Here is an 18063-nt window from a genome sequence, read left to right as displayed (position 1 = left end):
TGCCACCAGCCGCCCGCCGAGGAGGACGCCCCGATGACCCCATCCGCTACGCGTACGCGGCAGTGGTTGCCCTACACCGCCGCCGTCACCGCCGGGCTGGTGGTCATCGCCGGGGCGTTCGTGTTCGTCCGGCAGCGCGACGCGGGCAGCACCGGGGCCCGCACCGACTGCGCCACCACCCTCCAGGTCAACTCCTCGACGGAGAAGGCGGACCTGCTGGTCGAGCTGGCCGAGCGCTACAACCGCGGCAACCGGTCGATCGAGGGTGGCGGGTGCGCCCAGGTGCACGTCAGCGCGTTGAACTCGGGCAAGGCCACCGAGGCGCTGGCCACCGACTGGGCCCGCACCGGCCTGCCGCAACCGCAGGTCTGGCTGCCGACGTCGAGCCTGTGGACCGGCCAGCTCCGGCTGCTCGACCAGGCCGCCGGGCGGGCGCCGCAGACCCCGGACCGCTACCCGTCGATCGCCAACAGCCCGCTGGTGATCGCGATGCCGCAGCCCAAGGCCGAGCTGGTACGCCGGCGCGGGCCACTGGGCTGGGGCGAGATCCTGGGCCTGTCCGGGCGGGACGGGTGGGCCGGCTTCGGCAAGCCGGAGTGGGGCCGCTTCACCTTCGGCAAGGACAACCCCAACCTGTCCACCTCCGGGCTGGCCGCGACCATCGCCACCTACTACGCGGCGGTGCGACGGTCCAGCGACCTGACCCGCGCCGACCTGGCCGACCCCGCGGTCACCCAGTTCGTCCGCCGGATCGAGGCCAACGTGTCGCACTACAGCGACGACTCGGTGGACCTGCTGCGCAACCTCGCCGAGGCGGACCTGGCCGGCGGCGCGGGCAGCACCGACGACATGAGCGCCATCGTCCTGCAGGAGGAGCTGGTCGACCTCTACAACACGGGGGCGCTGAGCCCTCGGCAGGACGGGCAGGAGCGGGGCCGCCGGCCGAACGTCCCGCTGGTCGCCATCCATCCCAAGGAGGGCACGTTCAACCTGGACCACCCGTTCGTGGTGCTGCCCTCCGCCGACGAGCGGCAGCGCGCGGCGGCGGCCGACTTCCAGGCGTTCCTGACCGCTGACGCGCAGCAGGAGAGCTTCGCCCGCCTCGGCTTCCGGGACCACGAGCGCCGGGCGTCGGCGGAACTGCTCGCCAGCGTCGGCGCGGAGCCCAGCGGCGGACTGACCTACTTCGAGCCCCCGGACCCGCAGGTGGTCGGCGCGATGCTGGACGGCTGGCGCACGCTCCGCAAGAAGGCCAACATCCTGATCGCGCTGGACACGTCCGGGTCGATGCAGGCGATGGTCGGCACCCGTACCCGGTTCCAGGTCGCCTCGGCGGCGGCGGGCAAGGGCCTCGCGCTGCTCAACACCGAGGACCGGGTGGGGCTCTGGTCGTTCTCCTCGGAGACCAAGAAGCGGCCGAAGAGCCCGTACCGGACGGAGGTCCCGCTCGGCGGGTTCGACCAGAAGCGGATCAACAGCAAGATCGCCGGCCTGCACGTCGAGGGCGGCACCGCGCTCTACGCGACGGTCCGGGCCGCACACCGGGACCTGCTCGACCGGTACGACCCCCAGCGGATCAACGCGATCGTCGTGCTGACCGACGGCAAGAACGAGTACGGCCCGGACAACGACCTGGCCCGCCTGCTCGCCGAGGTCGCCCTGGACCCGCAGCGTCCGGTCAAGGTGTTCTGCATCGCCTTCGACCGGGAGTCGGACTTCACCACCCTGGACCGGATCGCCAAGGCGTCGTCCGGCAAGGCCTTCGACGCCACCGATCCGGCGACGATCGACGACGCGTTCGTGAAGCTGGTCAGCAGCTTCTGACGCTGCCCCGCGGCCCGGCCCGCCCGCACAGGGCCGAAGGGCGCAACGCCCGCAGAGACGTCTCACCCGCCGGAGCGGCCGGCGACCGAGGAAGGCCGGCACGTCGCCGACGCATAGGCCGCCGCGAACTCGAATGACGTGTACGAGATCCGGCGACTTTTCCGGCCGCCGCTCTGCGAACTCCGATATCCGGCCGCGCAGGCGACCTTGCTAAGCGACATTTCCCGCACGGCACCCGCGGTCGAATGCGCCTGCTTCCCGGACCCGGCCGTCCCGGCAATCCGGCGGGGTTGCCGTGAGTAACCACAAGAATACGCAAGTGGAATGGCCGGACGCCTTCCATTCATGCAAGACTCGGATCAGCCGAAGTAACGAGGCGGCGGTCAGTCGCAGCAATTGCTCGCACTTGTTCAAAATACGTCCGCGGCTGACGGGCCAATGCCCTCTGCGGGTTGAACAACCGGTGAGGAAGTGGTGCAAGGATGGCCATCAGCCAGGAACACGGTCGTTGACGGTAGCACCTCCACGACCCGTCAAACCCGGGTCGCCGTACCACTCCGAACGGAATCCATTCCTGCAAGAAGTGTGCGCCCGGAAGATTTCAACGCCGGCGGACCGAATTGTCGCCATCCGGATGCCGACCGGGCCGCGGCCTGCATCTCTCCCGCCCTGACGAGTTTCGAACACGCCCGTCTTCCGTTTTTCGAGGGGGTTCACGTGGATTGGCAGGCCCTACACTCGTTCCGCATCGTCGCTCGGGAGCGGTCCTTCACGCGCGCGGCGGCCCTGCTGTTCGTCAGCCCCAGCACACTCTCGCACCGGATCCGGCGTCTCGAGAAGGACTGGGGCGTCCCGCTGCTCACGCGTACGACGCGGCGGGTGTCCACGACCCGGGGCGGAGAGGCGCTGTTGGCGGCGGTGGAGAAAATCGAGGTCGCGCTCGTCGAGGCCCGGCAGAAGGTCGCCGACATGACGCACGCCACGACGGGACCGCCGTTCGGCTTCCGCACGCCGGGCCCGGCCGACTCCCGCCGCGGCGGCCCGGACGGCGGGCACACCTAGCGAGAACACCGTCGTCGTCACCGTACGCGAGACCCCTCCGCCAGCAGGCCCTGCCCGCGCAGCGCGTCGAGGCAGGCGGCGGCGACCTGCCCGGGTCCGAGGTCCTCCGTGGGAATCACCTGCCAGGCCCGAGGATCGGCCATGCGCAGAAGCTCGCCACGGACCCGGAGCTGGTACCGGGCGAACACCGAGCGGGTGCCCGTGCCCCGGCGGGCCGGGCCGTACTCGGCGTCGTTGATGTCCTTCTTCCGGTCGGCGGCCACCTCCGGCGCGGTGTCCAGCAGCAACACCGTGTCCGGCCGGCGGACGGGGGCGAAGATCGATCGGACCGCCTCCGGGTCGGCGTGCCCGGCCGCGGTGACCCGGGCGATGAACTTGTGATACCACCCGTCGGCCACCGTCACCTCACCCCGCTCCAACGCCGGCCCGACGACGAAACGGTCGACCAGGGCGTAGTAGCTGGCACGGATCAGCGCCCAGTGCACCGCGCCGAGAGACGCGTAGTCGAACGAGTGCGTCCGCTGCTTCAACGACAGCAACTCGGCGACGTACTGCGACACGGCCGGCTGACCCACATCGGTGCTGTTGTGCGCGACCAGGGTGGCGGGCACCCCGGAACGACGCAGCAGCCCCACCAGATGCGCCGCCGTGGTCGTCTTGCCGCTGCCGTCGATCCCCTCGAACGCGATGAACCGGCCGGCCGCGCCCCGTTCATCCATGATCGGCCGGCTCCACCACTCGTACCCGGCCGGTGGAGCCGTTGACCTCCAGCAGGGTTCCGTCCGCGACCCGCCTGGTCAGGTCCCTGATCTGCACGACGGTGGGGACACCGAGTTCCCGCGCGACGATCGCGACGTGGGTGAGCGGGCTGCCGCGCTCGATGAGCAGCGCGGCGGCGGACGGCAGCACCGCCACCCAGCCGGGGTCGGTGCGGTACGTGACGACCACATGACCGTCGACGCCGTGCGGGGTGTCCACCACGATCGCGGGGCCGGTGGCCGTTCCCGGCCCGGCCGCCACACCGACCATCTCGTCCCGCGGACCCATGGCCGGGGCGTCGTCGACGTCCTCGGGCCACTGCTGCCCGCCCGACGCCGGATACACCGCGCCCGTCGTGGTGAAACGCTCGGGGGCGGTCACACCGCGGGCGTGGTCGGCCGACCGACGGGCGACGATCCCGGCCAGGTCGGACTCCACGAGCGTGCCCTCGTAGGCGCCGATGACCTCGTCCAGGGTGAGCAGGTAGACGTCGGCCGGGGCGGCCAGCCGGCCCGACCGGGCGAGGTCCGCACCCAGCGCGCGGAACATCCGCTTGACCACTCCGAAGGCCATCGTGCGCGAGAACCTGGTCTTCTCCCGGGCGGCGAAGGCGCGCTGAGCCCGGGTGCGGGCCCAGCGGTAGGCCAGGCGGCGGAACGGGCCGAGGCCCCGCAGATGGGGCGCGATGTCTGCGGCGGCCCGCTTCTCGCCGCCGCCGAGCGCGGTCGTGAGCAGCGCGAAGAACGAGGCGGGATCGTGCGAGAGTTCGGGCACCTCCAGCTTCAGCTCGTCGACGCTGCGATACCCGAAGCGGTCGATGTACGCGTCGATCCGGGTCAGGAACGCGTGGTGTCCGGCGTCCGCGAGGGCCTGCCGGGTCGCTGTCCCCTCCGTGTCGCGCACCAACGCCTCCAGCGCGGGGTCGGCCCGAACCTGCTCGGCCAACTCGGCCAGCCGTTCCGCGGGCTCGACGGAGACGACCTTGCCGGGCCCGGCGGCGGCCCAGGCCAGCCAGGGCGGCGCGTCGGGCAGCCAACGACGCGTGAGGTGGGCGAGCAGACCGAAGAAGACCCCGATGGCCTGGTCCGTGATGGACACCGGACCCCAACGGGTGACGAAGTCGCGCTCCAGCGCGAGATAGCGGCGCAGCACCTCGTCGCCCGGCAGGCGGCTGTAGTCGACCGCGTCGTACGCCGCGAACGCCGCGTCGAAGCCGGTGAGGAAGCGCGCGACGATCCGGTCGCGGCGCAGCAGGCGCCAGGCGAAGACCGTCCGGGTACGTGCCATCCGGAGCAGGCGGGCCGGCCCCGCGCCCGGCTCGTACGGCACCAGGGACTCCGCCACCTCCCTCGCCAGCGCCTCGCGGACGCCCAGGGTGAGTTCCAGGTTGCGTCGGCCGTTGTCGTAGAAGGGCGCCAGGCCCACCAGGCGGTACCAGTTGTGCAGGTTGTAGTAGACGTGGCCGTCGAAGTAGCCCAACAGGTACGGGGTCCACTGCTCGACCTGGTCCAACGCGGTGCGGTCGAGTCCGAGCGACGCGGCGTAGTGCCGGTAGACCTCGCCGTAGACGCGCCGGGCGAAACTGTAGGTCAGCGGCGAGGTGACACCCCGGAAGCTCTCGATGATGTTGGAGTTGTCCCAGGTGCGGATCTGTCCTGGCGGAGCGTCGAGCGCGCTCGTGATCGGCCGGCACTGCAGGACCCAGAGCTGGCCGTCCGCGACGGCCCACTCGATGTCCTGCGGCGTGTCCAACCGTTCGTCGATGACGTCGGCCACCGCGCCGAGCCGCCTGAGCAGGCCCTCGTCGACGCACGCCTGCGCGGCGTCGGCCGGCGCCACCGGGTGCGGTGAGACGCCGCCGCCGTCGGCGGGCACGTACCGCTCGGACTTGTCCCCCAGCACGACGGACCGCACCGCGCCCGCCCGGTCCAGCACCACCGTGTCGGCGTCGACGGCGCCCGACACGAGACCCTCACCGAGACCCCAGGTGCCGCTGACCACCCGCTCCGTCCGCGATCCGGTGAGCGGGTTGGCGGTGAACAGAACGCCACTGACCTCGGCGGGCACCAGACGCTGGAGGACCACCGCCAGCCCTCGGGGGGACGCCTGGATGCCGTGCTGGGCGCGGTAGCTGACGCTGCGGTCGGAGAAGGCCGACGCCCAGCATCCGAGGACCGCGTCCAGCAGGGCGTCGGTCCCGCGAACGTTGAGGAAGCTCTCGTGCTGACCGGCGAAGGAGGTGGCCTCGCCGTCCTCCTCCAGCCCCGAGGACCGGACCGCGAGGGGACCGTCACCCAACTCGTCCTCGATCCGCCGGATCGCCGCCCTCACCTGCGGGGCCGGGGGGTGCGTCAGAATGGCCTTCCGGATTCGCCGGGCCTCCTCGGGGTCTCCGGGCGGGCTCGGCTCGCCTTCGCCCCGGGCGGGCCGGCAGCGTCGTAGGTGCTCGGTGAAGGCGTCGACCGGCAGCGCCCGCCAGTCGGGCACGGCTAGGCCGAGTTCACGCAGGTCACGGAGTCCGGCGGCCTTGCGCCCGCCCAGTGCGGCGACCTCGGCGACCGGCATGCCCGGGTGGAGAATTCGCATCGCGGCTCGCTCTCGTGGGTTCAGACCGTGGCGGCGGCGGTCACCGCCACCACCGACGGCAGGATCACCAGCAACGGCAGGCCCGGCCACCACCGTGGCGGGAGACCGCGGCGGTCGCGGATCCCGGCCTGGTGGGCGGCGGCCAGGCAGAACAGCCCCGCGACCGTCGCGGTGGCGACCGACACCGGACCGTTCAGCAGACCGGTACGGCCGGCCACGGCGGCGACCGCCGCGCCGACGGCGGCGATGACGGCGGCAGCCCGGACCCGGCCCTCGGGCGTCAGGTCGAAGGGCGTGTAGCCGGAGTCGCCGGGTTTACGGGAGAACTTCCAGAACTCGTAGGCGCACCACAGCACGACGCCGACGGTCAGCGCGGCGCCCCACGCCACCGGGGCGTCGGCGGCGACCCGTGCGGACGGGAAGACCATGATCGCGAGGGGCACGCTCTCGTAGAGCACGAACAGCAGCACCGGCCGCCGCAGCGCCCGGTGACGCGCCACCAGGGGGCCCACCCACATGCCGGTCAACGCCACGGCCGCGGTCAGCACGGCCGCGGGTCCGGGCAGGCCGAGCAGCAGCGCCAGGGCGCCGGTCAGCACCAGGCCGGCGACCATGCCCGCCCGGGTGACCCGCTCCGGGAGCCGGCCCTGGGCGCGATCGCGGTCGAAGTCGTCGATGTCGTCCACCAGCCGCTGCGCCAGGAACAGCAGCATCGTGCCCGCGGCGCACGCGGCGAGGGTGGCGGGCGTGGCGCCGCCGTGGGCGAGACCCGCGGCGCCCCCGGGAAGCGCGGCCACCACCATCAGCGGTACGGGGAACCGGGCGGCCAGGTACGGGCCCACCGCCCCGCTAGGCATGCGCCTGCGCGCCCACGGCCGAGGCGATCTGGACGCAACTGTCCCGCAGCGCCTTCTCGGCGACCGGGTTCAGCATCTCGGCCAGCAGCGGGATGCCGATGTCGAACGTGGCCTCCATCGTGATGACCGTCCCGCCCGACTCGGCGGTCACCCGCCACTGCCCGGTGAACACGTCCATGTCTCCGTCGAGTTGCTCGAAGGACAGCGTTCGGCTCGCCTCGTCGACGACCTCCTCCTCACGCCATTCCAGGACCGAGCCCTTGAGCAGAACCGACCACGAGCTGACCCGGCGTCCGTCGGACAGCTCCCGTTCGATCTCCACCGACCGGACCACGGTCATGTAGGTCGGATAGGACTCGATGTCCTTGAGTTTGGCCCAGACCGCGTCGACACCTGCGGCGCAGACGGTCCGGGTGATCACATGCGGCATGACACTCCTCGCAATCGACGGCGGCTCGCGGCGGCACACGCTCTCAGTGCAGCCACCTGATCCAGTCCAGAGGCGGTAGTCCGAGCCGTTTGCGCAGGTTCTCGTAGTCCTTGGCGATGCGGACGCTGGGGAAGAACCCGTCGGAGGCGCGTACGGTCGGCAGCGCCGACGGCAGTTCGGCCACGACGAGATCGGTCAGCCTCCGCACCGCCGCGCGGGCCGTCTCGGCCTGCTCCCGCGACGCGCCCACCGCCTCCGGCAGCGACCGGCGGGTCGACTCGACCTCCGCCATCGGATCGCCGGGGCGGGCGTCGGCCAGGTGGATCGCCACCTCGCCGTCGTAGGTGTTGCCCTCCAGGCCCCGCAGCACCAGCAGGCAGTACCCGATCGACGTCACCGCCTCGGCCGCCGCCGCCACGACGGTCTCCCAGTCACGGTCGACGGTCGCGGCATCCATGTCACCCAGTGAGCTCTGCACGTACGTGAAGTAGACGTAGGTCGCGGGGGCCGCCCGGTTGGCCACCCACCAGGTGTCCCGCTCCGGCGCCTGGGTCATCGCGGCTCTCCTTCGGGCCCGGCGTCGGTCGGCGACCTGCGGGCGGAGTGGTTGAGCGCGGCCGGGTCGACAACGGGACGCACCAGCCCGGCCCGTATCCACGCCAGGACCCGCCGGGCCCCGGCCTGCGCGACGACCTGCCGGAGGCACCCGCCGACCGGCGGCTCGCCGCCGTGCAGCCGGTGGTAGCGCGTCACGGTCATCGCCCGCCGTCCGAGGGGGACCGGTTCGCCGATCGTGCACTCCTGCAGCTCGACCAGGGCGAGGGGGTCGTCGATCGGCCACACCAGTCGAGCGACGGCCGCGACCCAGTCGTCCAGGGTGGCCGGGGCGAACGATCGGCGTACGGCGTCGTCGACCCCGGCCGCACGCAGTCGCGCCGGGAGCCACTTGGCGCCCATCGGTGCAAGGCCACGTGCGGTGCACAACAGATCGAGCAGCGCCCGCCCGCTGTGTCCCCACAGCCCCGCCGGGTTCGCGCCACCCAGCTCGGCCAACTCGGCCAGCGCCGCGTACAGCACGGTCAGCTCGACGCTGTGGCGCAGCAGATGCGCCCGGATCACCGCGGCGTCGGCGGTGGTCAACAGCGCGCCGTGTGCGGGGTCGAGGGGAACCGCCGTCATCCAGCGGGACAGGCACATCTTGCGATGGCCACGCGGTGCCGGGTGGAGCGCGATCCGCCCGACCTCCGTGTGCACCGCCGCACGGCCGAGTTCGGCGACCATCGTGGCGACCCGGACCGCGGGAAAGAATTCGATGTCGACCGGCACCTGATCGACGAAGAACAGATAGGGGGCGCTGTTCGGGTGCGCGGATTCGTCGAACACGTGGATATCGACGTCGCTTCCCCCGTTGCCGAACCCCTGAGCCAGCGAGCCGACCAGATAGGCGCGGCCATCGGCCAGCACACTCCCACCCGTGTCCCGCAATTGCGCGAGCGTGATGCCCACCTTCGACAACGCGCTCCGTATATCGGTGTCCTGTTTCAGCATCCCCGCTCCCGACGCCGCGGTGACATGTCGGCCACGATTCGACGGCATGTCGCCGTGGTCGGTTGGACGGTAACATCGCCGCCGACACGTATTGCTGAAAAACATTCAGCAATGCCGATGGCCCGCTGTCCTATATTCCGATGGAGCAGGCGTGATCATCGGAGGGGTTCCGGGTGAGCGATACCCTAATGAACTACGACTACCTGTGGCCGGACGTGAGTGCGCTCCTGCCGGCCGGCACACTCGACGGCATCGCGAGTCGCGCCGCGAAGTCCGACGACGACGGGGAGCTGAATCTCGACAGCGTCGCCGCGCTCCGGGAATGCGGGTGGCCCGGGCTGGCCGTGCCCGTGGAGATGGAGGGCCGTGGGGCCGGCTTGGTCGAGTGCTGCGCCACCCAGCGCCTTCTCGGCAGCGCCGACCCCGGTCTGGCCATCGCGGTGAACATGCACGTGTTCTCCGTCGGGATCATGGTCGAGGAGTGGCGGCGGAACACCGACACCTCCTGGTTCCTGTTGGAGGCGATCGCGTCCCAGGGCAGACTGGTGGCCTCGGCGTTCGCCGAACCCGGGCTGGCCGGCAGCGTGTCGCGGGCCGGCATGACGGCGGTTCGACACGCCGACGGCTGGACGGTGAAGGGGCGCAAGACACCCTGCTCACTCGCGGGCGTCGCCGACCTGTACTGCACCCAGGCGCAGAGCGCCGACGGCGACCTCGTCATCGGCCTGCTCCCCGGGCACGCCCCCGGCATCACCGTCGACCGCACCTGGGACGCGATGGGCATGCGGGCGTCGGGGTCACACACCGTCGTCTTCGACGACGTACACCTGCCCAAGGACCTGGTCTTCACCGAAGGACGGGCGGGCGTCGAGGACGTCACGATCGACGCCGGGCTCGTCTGGTTCTGCCTCACCGCCACCGCCGTCTACCTCGGGGTGGCGAAGGCGGCGGCCGATGCCGCCGGTGAGATGCTGCACCGCGGCCGGGTCGTGCACACCGGCGGGTCCCGCGCGCAACTTCCCACCTACCAGGGAGTTGCCGGCGGCGCGCTCAGCCGGCTGCTGACCCTGGAGGCGTCGTGCCTCGCCCTGGCCACCCAGATGGACGCCGGCCGCGACGCCACCGCGCTGCTGCCCTTCGCGCTCGCGCTCAAGAGCGAGGCCGTGGACGTCGTCACCGAGGCGGTCGCCACGTTCGGCGAGGTGTGCGGCGGGCAGTCGTACGGCCGACGCGCTCGGCTGTCCCGGCTGTGGCGCGACGCCCAGGCCAGCCGGTACCACCCGCCGACCCGGGCAGCCGTCCGGCAGTACCTGGGACGACGGCACCTGGGCATCGACGGGGGCCTGGACCTCTCGGACACCCCGGTGCGCGCGGCCGGGCAGGTGCGCGATGCGACGTGACCCGGTGGCGGCGGACACCTTCGGCGCCGTCCGCCGGCACCTCACCCCGGCCGCCGCGCTCACCGGCAAGGTGATCGGTCAGGGGGCGGTCGAGGAGTCCGCGGCGGGATGTCGCGTCCGGACCTCCGACGGCCGATCCCTGTTGGACTTCGGCTCGTACGGCGTGGCCCTGCTGGGGCACCGCAACCCGGCGGTGCTGGCGGCCGTGACCCGCCAACTCGACAAGCAGCCGGTCAGCACCCGGACCCTGGCCAACCCGGCCGCGGCCACGGCCGCCACCCGGTTGGGCACCTATCTCGGCGCCGGCCTGACCCGGGTCTACCTCGGCGCCAACGGCAGCGACGCGGTCGAGGCCGCACTCAAACTCGCCCGCCTGGCCACCGGGCGCCCCACCGTGCTGGCGGTCCACGGCGGCTACCACGGCAAGACGCTGGGCGCCCTGTCGGCCACCTCGACGCCGCTGTTCCGGGCGGGGCTGCACGCGCTGCTCGGCCACGTCGAGCACCTCGACGTGGCCGACACCGCCGCGTTGCGGGTCAGGCTACGCGCCGGGGACGTCGCGGCGGTGATCTTCGAGCCGGTCCAGGGCGAGGGCGGCGTCGTCCCCCTGGATCGCGACGTGCTGGCCGAGTGGTGCGCCGCCGCGCACGAGGCCGGCGCCTTCGCCATCTCCGACGAGATCCAGTGCGGGCTGCGCCGCTGCCTCGCGCCGTCAGTCGCCGTCGCGGACGAGCTGCCCGTCGACGCGGTGCTGTTCGGCAAGGGGCTCGGCGGCGGGGTGGTACCGGTCTCCGCGGTCGTCTGCACCGATGACCTCTACCGGCCGCTGCTGGCCGACCCGTACAAGCACACGGCCACGTTCAGCGCCTACCCCCTCGGATGCGCCGCCCTGGTGGCCGCCCTGGACGAGGTCGAGCGGCTGGCCGGCCACGCCGTCGACCTGGCCGAGCGGCTGGCCGGGCACCTGACCGACCTACGCGCCCGACACCCGGACGCGGTCAACCAGGTGCGCGGGCGGGGGCTGCTGTGGGCGATCGAGTTCGCCACCCCGCACCTGGGTGGCGAGGTGCTGGTGAACCTCGCCCAGGAAGGGCTGTTGGTCTCGCCGTGCCTGGGCCGACCGGAGTGCCTGCGACTCATGCCGCCGCTGGTCGCCGGCCTCGACGACATCGACACCGCCCACCAACTCATCTCCGCCGCGCTCGACCGCGCGGTGCGGGACGTCGAGACATAGGAGGCCGCGCATCATGTCACCGTCCATCGACAGCATCGTCCGTCACGAGGTGGCCGCCGTACTCGGCATCGACCCGACCGAACTCGCCGGCGACGAGCCGTTCGTGCGGACCTACAAGGTCGACAGCCTGGAGCTGACCGAGATGGGTGTCCGGCTCGAACGGTCGCTCGGGCGGCGGCTGCCGGTGCAGACCCTGCGCGACATCGTCTCCGTCGACGACTTCGTCCGGGTGCTGACGGAGCACCTGCGGGAAGGTCGGCCGTGACCCGGTCGGTGGTGGTGACCGGCTTCGGTCTGGTCACACCGATCGGAAACACGGTGGGCGTCGTCCTGTCCGCACTGGACCGGGCCCGGGGTGTCGCCGCGGTCGTGCCCGAGTTGGTCGCCGACAACGTCGCCGTGCCCTTCGCCGCCACGGTGGCGGACTTCGCCGCGGTGCCGGGGCTGACCGACCGGCGGCGCAAGTACTACAGCCGTTCCGCCGAGATGGCGGTGACCGCGGCGCTGGCCGCCGTCAGCCACAGCGGCCTCAGCGGCGACCCGCTCCTGCGCGGCGCCGGCGTCGCCGTGGGAGTGGGCAGCGGGGGCGCGCCGCCGATGGAGTTCGCCGTACGGGAGGCCGCGGGCGACCCGACCGGCACCACCGCCCTCCTGGTGCCACTGGCCATGCCCAACTCCCCGGCCGCCGCCCTCGCCCTCACGCTGGGCGCGCACGGCTCCGCCACGACGTACGCCGCCGCCTGCGCCAGCGGCACGACCGCCATCGGCGAGGCGTTCCGCAAGGTCCAGTACGGCGAGCTGGACGTAGCTGTGGCCGGCGGGACGGACGCGCCGGTCACCCCCCACATCATGACCGGGATGGCGCGCCTGGGTGTCATGGCCACCGCCTCCGACGACCCCGGCCGGGCCTGCCGGCCCTTCGACGCCGACCGCAGCGGCCTCGTCCTCGCCGAGGGGGCCGCGTTCCTCGTCCTGGAGGAGGAGACCCGTGCCCGGGCGCGGGGCGCCACCGTCCTCGGCCGGATCCTGGGGTACGGCACCACCTCCGACGCCCACCATCCGCTGGCTCCCGACGCGAGCGGCGCGGGCGGTGCCCAGGCGATCGAGTCGGCCCTCCTCGACGCGAAGCTGAACCCCGCCGAGATCGGGCACATCAACGGACACGGCACGGGCACCCGGGCCGGCGACGCCGCGGAGGCCCGCTCCTACCGGACGGTCTTCGGTGCCGCCTGCCCGCCGGTCACCACCTGCAAGGGCGTCACCGGGCACCTCTTCGGCGCGGCCGGGGCGATGGAGGCGATCGTCGCTCTCGAGTGTGCCCGGCTGGGCACGGTCCCTCCGGTGGGCAACCTGCGACAGCCCGATGTCGACATCGACGTCGTCGCCGGATCGACCCGCCGGATCGACCCGACGCCGGTACTCAGCCACTCCTACGGCTTCGGCGGGCACAACAGCTCCCTCGTCCTCTCCCCCGAGCGATAGGAACATCGATGCGCATCCTGGTGACGGGAGCGGCGGGCATCGTCGGCAGTGAGACGGCCCGGCTACTTGCCCGGGACCCGCGGTTCGACGTGGTGCGCACGGTGCGCCGCCGCCCCGAACCCGACGGCGGACCGCCGACCGTCGGCTGGGTGATGGGTGCGGAGGACCCACCCGCGCGACTGCGCGGCCCGTGGGACGTCATCGTGCACACCGCGGCGTCCACCCGCTGGACCATGGACCGCGCCGAGGCCACCCGCGCGAACATCGACACCCTGCGCGCGGCCCTGGCCCTGGCCACCGGCCGGACCCGGTTCGTGCACGTGTCGACCGCCTACGCCGACGGACCCGGACCCACCGACGCGCCGGGACGACCCGAGTACGACGGCTTCCGCAACGGCTACGAGTGGTCCAAGGCCGCCGGTGAACGGATCGTCACCGACTCGACCGTCGGAGACTGCGTGATCGTCCGACCACCGCTGATCCTCGGTCGACGGTCCACCGGGATGATCTCGGCGTTCACCGGCCCGTACACGCTCTTCCAAGCCCTCGTGTCGGGCCTGGCGCCGGCCGTCGTCGGCGCCGGCGACGGATATGTCGAGGTGGCTCCGGTCGACGAGGTGGCCGCGGCGCTCGAGACGTGCTGCCTGCGGCCCGGCGGCGGGCGGACCGAGGTGATCGCCGCCGGGAGGGACTGCCTGACCATGGGCGCGTTCCTGTCGGCCTTCCTCGACGAGATCAACGAGTGGCGACGCCAGCGCGGACGCGAACCGGTGCCGTTCCCCCCGATCGTCGCGCCGGACCGCTGGAAACGCCTGCATCTCCCGCTGGTACGCGAGCACCTCTCCCCCATGCAGATGCGCGCCACCGACCTGCTCGAACAGTTCGAGGCGTACACCGCAATGCGCCGACCGTTCGAGCCCACCTTCCCGGTGGCGGACCCCGCCCAGGTGGTGCGCGCGTCCACCCGTTGGTGGGCGGACCAGGTGCCCCGCCGCGCGGGCCACCCCACCGAGGGCTGGCTCATGGCCCCGTGACGGCCATCGCCATGTCACGCCCGGCCCGAACAGGGACTCCGTCGGCCTTGGCCTGCTCGGCCGGTTGCTGAGCGAACTCCACGAAATCTGCGCAGTCCCCCACGGCATCGCGTACGCCTTGACGAAAACCTTTTCGGCAGCGATGGTTGTCGATGCATTGTCGGGTTACGAACCCGTTTCGAGCATCCCGGGGTGACGGTCGGCCGGAGCCGCCACGCCGGCCGAGAGGAGAACCATGGCTTCATCGAGAAGCGGCGTACGGCTGGCGGTCGCCCTGACCGCCACGCTGGCCGCCACCGCCGGCGCGGCCCTCGTGGTCACCGGGGCGCAGGCCGCCGCGCCCGGCTGCCGCGTCGACTACCGGGTGACCAGCCAGTGGTCCGGCGGCTTCGGCGCCGACGTGACGGTCACCAACCTCGGTGACCCGGTCAACGGCTGGACGCTTGTCTGGTCCTACGCGGCCGGGCAGACGGTCTCGCAGGCGTGGAACGCGAGCGTCAGCCAGAGTGGCAGCCGGGTCACCGCGACGAATGCCGCCTACAACGGGTTCCTGGGCACCGGCGCCGCGGCGTCGTTCGGCTTCAACGGCTCCTTCACCGGGTCCAACCCGGCGCCCACCTCGTTCACCATGAACGGCACGACGTGCACCGGCACGCCGGGCACCCCGACACCGACCACGCCCGCGCCGACCACCCCGGCGCCCACCCCCACCGCCGGCCCCACCACGCCACCCCCCACCTCCGGCTGGAACCCACCGGCGAACCTGGTCGGCCCGCTCGACCAGGTGTGGCGGCACGTGGAGCAGACCTACAACAACGGCAACCCGCTCGGCTTCCGCAACTACGGGTGGGACCAGCTCTTCGCGAACCGGGGCGCGATCAACTACTGCGTACGGTGGGACTCGTCGGCCACCGTGACGGCCGCCCAACGCGACCAGGTCCAGGCCGCCCTGGCCCGCCAGTACCAGAAGTGGATGAACGTGATGGCCGGCCACAACGGCTTCCCCTACACCGACGTGCCGGTGAAGGTGGTCGGCTGGGCGGTGCGGGACCGCAACCAGTTGCAGTGGTCGGACAACTCGGTCGACATCTACGTCAACAACATCCGGGAGAACGCGCCGCAGTGCAGTGAGCCGTGCGGCCGGTACTTCAACCAGAACGGCCAGTACCCGAACTGCCCGGGTGGCGCCACCCACCACTACGACCACTCGCTCTGGCTGACCGACGGCTTCGCCGGCGGCGCCGGCGGCGACTGGGGGCAACGCATCGGTCGCGAGTACTTCATGGGCAACCTCGGCAGCGACAACATCCACATCCTGCTGCACGAGATCGGCCACACCTACGGCCTCGACGACTTCTACGACTGGGATCCGCTGCCGGGCCAGGGCTTCATCATGAAGGCCGGCAGCGCCACCACGATCACCGCCTTCGACACCTGGATGCTGCGCGACTGGTGGCGGCACCTCAAGAGCCGATACGGCTACTGACGGAGGAGGTCAGCCGATGCGTACCCGAAGGAACTCCTTCCGTCTCGCGGCGACGGCGCTCGCCGTGGTCCTGGCCGGCGCCGGCGTGGCGACCGGCGGCACCGGCCACGCGGCCGCCGCCGGGTGCCGGGTCGCCTACGCGGTCAGCTCCCAGTGGTCGGGCGGGTTCGGCGCGAACGTGACGGTCACCAACCTGGGCGACCCGATCAGCGGCTGGACGCTGCGCTGGTCGTTCACCGCCGGGCAGACCGTCACCCAGGCGTGGAACGCCACCGTGTCACAGAGCGGCGCCACGGCCACCGCGACAAACGTCTCCTACAACGGTGATCTGGGCACCGGCGCGTCCGCGTCGTTCGGCTTCAACGGGGCGTGGAACAACGGCGCCAACCCGGTCCCGGGCACGTTCACGCTCAACGGGGTCACCTGCACCGGCGGCACGTCGCCGACCCCCGGACCACCGACCCCGACCGCCAACCCGACACCCACGCCGACCGTGACCGCTTCCCCACCCGGCGGCACGCCGCCGGTGCGGACCGTGCGCGTCTACTGGCTCAAGCCCTCGGACGTCGCGTACGACCAACGGTGGCCGGACGGCATCGCCGCCGTGATGCGCGAGGCCCAGCGCTACTACCGGCAGGAGCTGGGCCGGACGTTCACCCTGAACAGCCCGGTGGTGGAGGTGGTCGACGGCGACAACGTCAAGTCCTGGTACGAGAACACCCCCAACGGCTCCGAGCGGTACTGGTGGTCGGTGTTCAACATGCAGCAGGAGCTCATGCGCAAGCTGAGCCTGCGCTCCCCGGACAACCGCTGGCTCAACGTTGGTGAGATCAGCGCCGAGGGTCCGGGCGCCGGGGGTGGCGGCGGCGGTGGCTGGGTGATCCTGTGCCAGCACGACGCCGACGGCGCGGCCGGCGTGAACGGCCCGATGAACCGCTGGTACGGCGGCATGGTGCACGAACTCGGCCACGCGCTCGGCCTGCCGGACTCCACCTCGACCGACGGCACCCCGATGTCGGCCTCGTTCTACAACTACCCCAACACGCACTTCAGTCAGGCCCAGAAGGACCAGATCCTCGCCGGCCCGTACGGCGCCTTCCTGTCCTGACGCCCGCCGGCCGGCCCGCCCCCCGGACGGGGCGGGCCGGCCGAGGCAGGACCGCCCGTCAGCCCAGGGGCGCGACCGGCAGCCGGCCCGGGCCGGTGGGAGCGACGACCGCGCCGAGGTCACCCGCCGGGCCGGTGGAGTCGCGCACGACCAGGCGTCCGGGGTGCCGGACGACGCCGCGTGCGGGGTTGCCGTCCAGGGCGGCGAAGAGGTACCTGACCGCCGCGGCGCCGAGCTGTTCGAGGTTGAGGTCCACGGTGGTCAGCGGCGGCCGGCAGTCGGTGGCGAAGACCTCCCAGTTGTCGTACCCGACGATGGCCACGTCCTGGGGCGTGCGCCGGCCGAGGTCGCGCAGGGCCTCGATCGCGCCGGTCGCGATCTGGTCGTTGCCGCAGAAGATGGCGTCGGTGTCCGGCGAGGTGTTGATGACCATGGCCGCCGCCTGCCGCCCCCAACGCTGTGACCAGTCGCCGTAGCGGGGCCCGCCGCCGACCAGCGGCAGGCCCGCCTCGCGCAGCACCGCTTCCAGGCCGACCACCCGGTCCCGCGCGGCCCGGTAGGTCTGCGGACCGGTGATGTGCGCGATGCGGCGGCGGCCCAGCGAGACGAGGTGCTCGGCGGCGAGCCGCCCACCGCCCTCGTCGTCGGCCAGGAGGGAGAGATCCTCCGGGTCGTCCGACTCGCCGTAGACGTAGACCGCCGGCACCGGCAGGTCGCGCCGGAGCGACGGCCGGATGTCGTTGGAGTCGCCCAGGATCACGAATCCGTCGACCTGCCGCGAGAGCAGCGTACGGATGTGGTGCTGGCGGCGGATGACATCGCCGCGGGCGTCGCACAGCAGCACGCACATCCGCTCGTTGCCCAGCGCGTTCTCGACTCCGCTGAGGACCGGGAAGGCGAAGCGTTCGCCGAGCGTCTCGGTGAGCAGCCCGACGGTGTGGGAGCGTCCGGAGATCAGCCCGCGAGCCAGCCCGTTGGGTTGGAACGAGAGCTGCTCGGCGGCCTGCTGCACCCGGCGGCGGGTGGCCGGGGCGACCTGCTCCCGGGCGTTGAGCGCCTTCGAGGCGGTGGCGACCGACACGCCGGCCAGCTTCGCCACATCCATCAGAGTCACCGACTGCGAACGTCGTCTACCCACCGGAATCCCTTCGGGGCCGGACCGGGGCTGGGCCATCGAGGCGTACCGACTATACCGGACGGCCGGATTTTGAAAAGGATTTCGAGAATCGGTTCGCGCCGCCCCCCAGCGGCCC

At 72.2% G+C, this 18063-nt stretch carries 16 protein-coding genes; 9 read left to right on the top strand and 7 right to left on the bottom strand.

The window, feature by feature from the left end; genetic code table 11:
- Positions 1-33: 33 nt before the first annotated feature.
- Complete coding sequence (locus OG767_RS14100; protein ID WP_405093802.1) at positions 34-1824, top strand: extracellular solute-binding protein; 1791 nt, start codon at positions 34-36, stop codon at positions 1822-1824.
- Positions 1825-2541: 717 nt separating this feature from the next.
- On the top strand, positions 2542-2886 hold the full coding sequence (locus tag OG767_RS14095; protein WP_405093801.1) for a LysR family transcriptional regulator: 345 nt from the start codon (positions 2542-2544) through the stop codon (positions 2884-2886).
- Between the two features lie 17 nt (positions 2887-2903).
- Here OG767_RS14095 and OG767_RS14090 read toward each other — a convergent pair whose 3' ends face one another.
- The 6 genes from OG767_RS14090 to OG767_RS14065 are packed head-to-tail and all read right to left on the bottom strand — an operon-like array spanning position 2904 to position 9066.
- Entirely contained in the window at positions 2904-3605 is a 702-nt protein-coding gene (locus tag OG767_RS14090; protein WP_405093800.1) for a dTMP kinase, read from the bottom strand.
- Positions 3598-6231 carry a phosphoenolpyruvate synthase gene (locus OG767_RS14085; protein ID WP_405093799.1) on the bottom strand — a complete coding sequence of 878 codons (2634 nt, stop codon included), beginning with the start codon at positions 6229-6231 and terminating at the stop codon, positions 3598-3600. The genes OG767_RS14090 and OG767_RS14085 overlap by 8 nt, the downstream gene beginning before the upstream one ends.
- A 20-nt stretch (positions 6232-6251) precedes the next feature.
- The gene (locus OG767_RS14080) at positions 6252-7088 is read right to left on the bottom strand and encodes a hypothetical protein (RefSeq protein ID WP_405093798.1); all 837 of its coding nucleotides are present in this window, start codon (positions 7086-7088) and stop codon (positions 6252-6254) included.
- Positions 7081-7518, bottom strand: coding sequence for a type II toxin-antitoxin system RatA family toxin (locus OG767_RS14075; protein ID WP_405093797.1), 438 nt, complete (start codon positions 7516-7518; stop codon positions 7081-7083). Before OG767_RS14075 ends, OG767_RS14080 begins: the two co-directional genes overlap by 8 nt.
- A 43-nt stretch (positions 7519-7561) precedes the next feature.
- Positions 7562-8074: a hypothetical protein gene (locus OG767_RS14070; RefSeq protein WP_405093796.1), complete on the bottom strand. Its 513-nt coding sequence runs from the start codon at positions 8072-8074 to the stop codon at positions 7562-7564.
- Positions 8071-9066 carry a hypothetical protein gene (locus OG767_RS14065; protein WP_405093795.1) on the bottom strand — a complete coding sequence of 332 codons (996 nt, stop codon included), beginning with the start codon at positions 9064-9066 and terminating at the stop codon, positions 8071-8073. Before OG767_RS14065 ends, OG767_RS14070 begins: the two co-directional genes overlap by 4 nt.
- Before the next feature lie 173 nt (positions 9067-9239).
- Between OG767_RS14065 and OG767_RS14060 the strand changes: the two genes are divergently transcribed.
- From OG767_RS14060 to OG767_RS14030, 7 genes are all read left to right on the top strand, one after another.
- Complete coding sequence (locus tag OG767_RS14060; RefSeq protein ID WP_405093794.1) at positions 9240-10466, top strand: acyl-CoA dehydrogenase family protein; 1227 nt, start codon at positions 9240-9242, stop codon at positions 10464-10466.
- Complete coding sequence (locus tag OG767_RS14055) at positions 10456-11700, top strand: aspartate aminotransferase family protein (protein WP_405093793.1); 1245 nt, start codon at positions 10456-10458, stop codon at positions 11698-11700. Before OG767_RS14060 ends, OG767_RS14055 begins: the two co-directional genes overlap by 11 nt.
- Before the next feature lie 13 nt (positions 11701-11713).
- Positions 11714-11965 carry an acyl carrier protein gene (locus OG767_RS14050; protein WP_405093792.1) on the top strand — a complete coding sequence of 84 codons (252 nt, stop codon included), beginning with the start codon at positions 11714-11716 and terminating at the stop codon, positions 11963-11965.
- Positions 11962-13182: a beta-ketoacyl-[acyl-carrier-protein] synthase family protein gene (locus tag OG767_RS14045; protein ID WP_405093791.1), complete on the top strand. Its 1221-nt coding sequence runs from the start codon at positions 11962-11964 to the stop codon at positions 13180-13182. The genes OG767_RS14050 and OG767_RS14045 overlap by 4 nt, the downstream gene beginning before the upstream one ends.
- Positions 13183-13190: 8 nt before the next feature.
- Entirely contained in the window at positions 13191-14216 is a 1026-nt protein-coding gene (locus OG767_RS14040) for an SDR family oxidoreductase (RefSeq protein WP_405093790.1), read from the top strand.
- 235 nt (positions 14217-14451) lie between these two features.
- Positions 14452-15702 carry a cellulose-binding domain-containing protein gene (locus tag OG767_RS14035; protein ID WP_405093789.1) on the top strand — a complete coding sequence of 417 codons (1251 nt, stop codon included), beginning with the start codon at positions 14452-14454 and terminating at the stop codon, positions 15700-15702.
- 16 nt (positions 15703-15718) lie between these two features.
- On the top strand, positions 15719-16810 hold the full coding sequence (locus OG767_RS14030; RefSeq protein ID WP_405093788.1) for a cellulose-binding domain-containing protein: 1092 nt from the start codon (positions 15719-15721) through the stop codon (positions 16808-16810).
- Positions 16811-16868: 58 nt separating this feature from the next.
- Here the strand turns inward: OG767_RS14030 and OG767_RS14025 are convergent, their stop codons facing one another.
- Entirely contained in the window at positions 16869-17915 is a 1047-nt protein-coding gene (locus tag OG767_RS14025; protein ID WP_405094218.1) for a LacI family DNA-binding transcriptional regulator, read from the bottom strand.
- Positions 17916-18063: the final 148 nt, after the last annotated feature.

The organism is Micromonospora sp. NBC_01392 (assembly GCF_045040125.1).
In the GTDB taxonomy this organism is placed as follows: domain Bacteria; phylum Actinomycetota; class Actinomycetes; order Mycobacteriales; family Micromonosporaceae; genus Micromonospora.
Note: the sequence above shows the minus strand (reverse complement) of the source record. Positions and strands in the feature narration are given on the sequence as shown.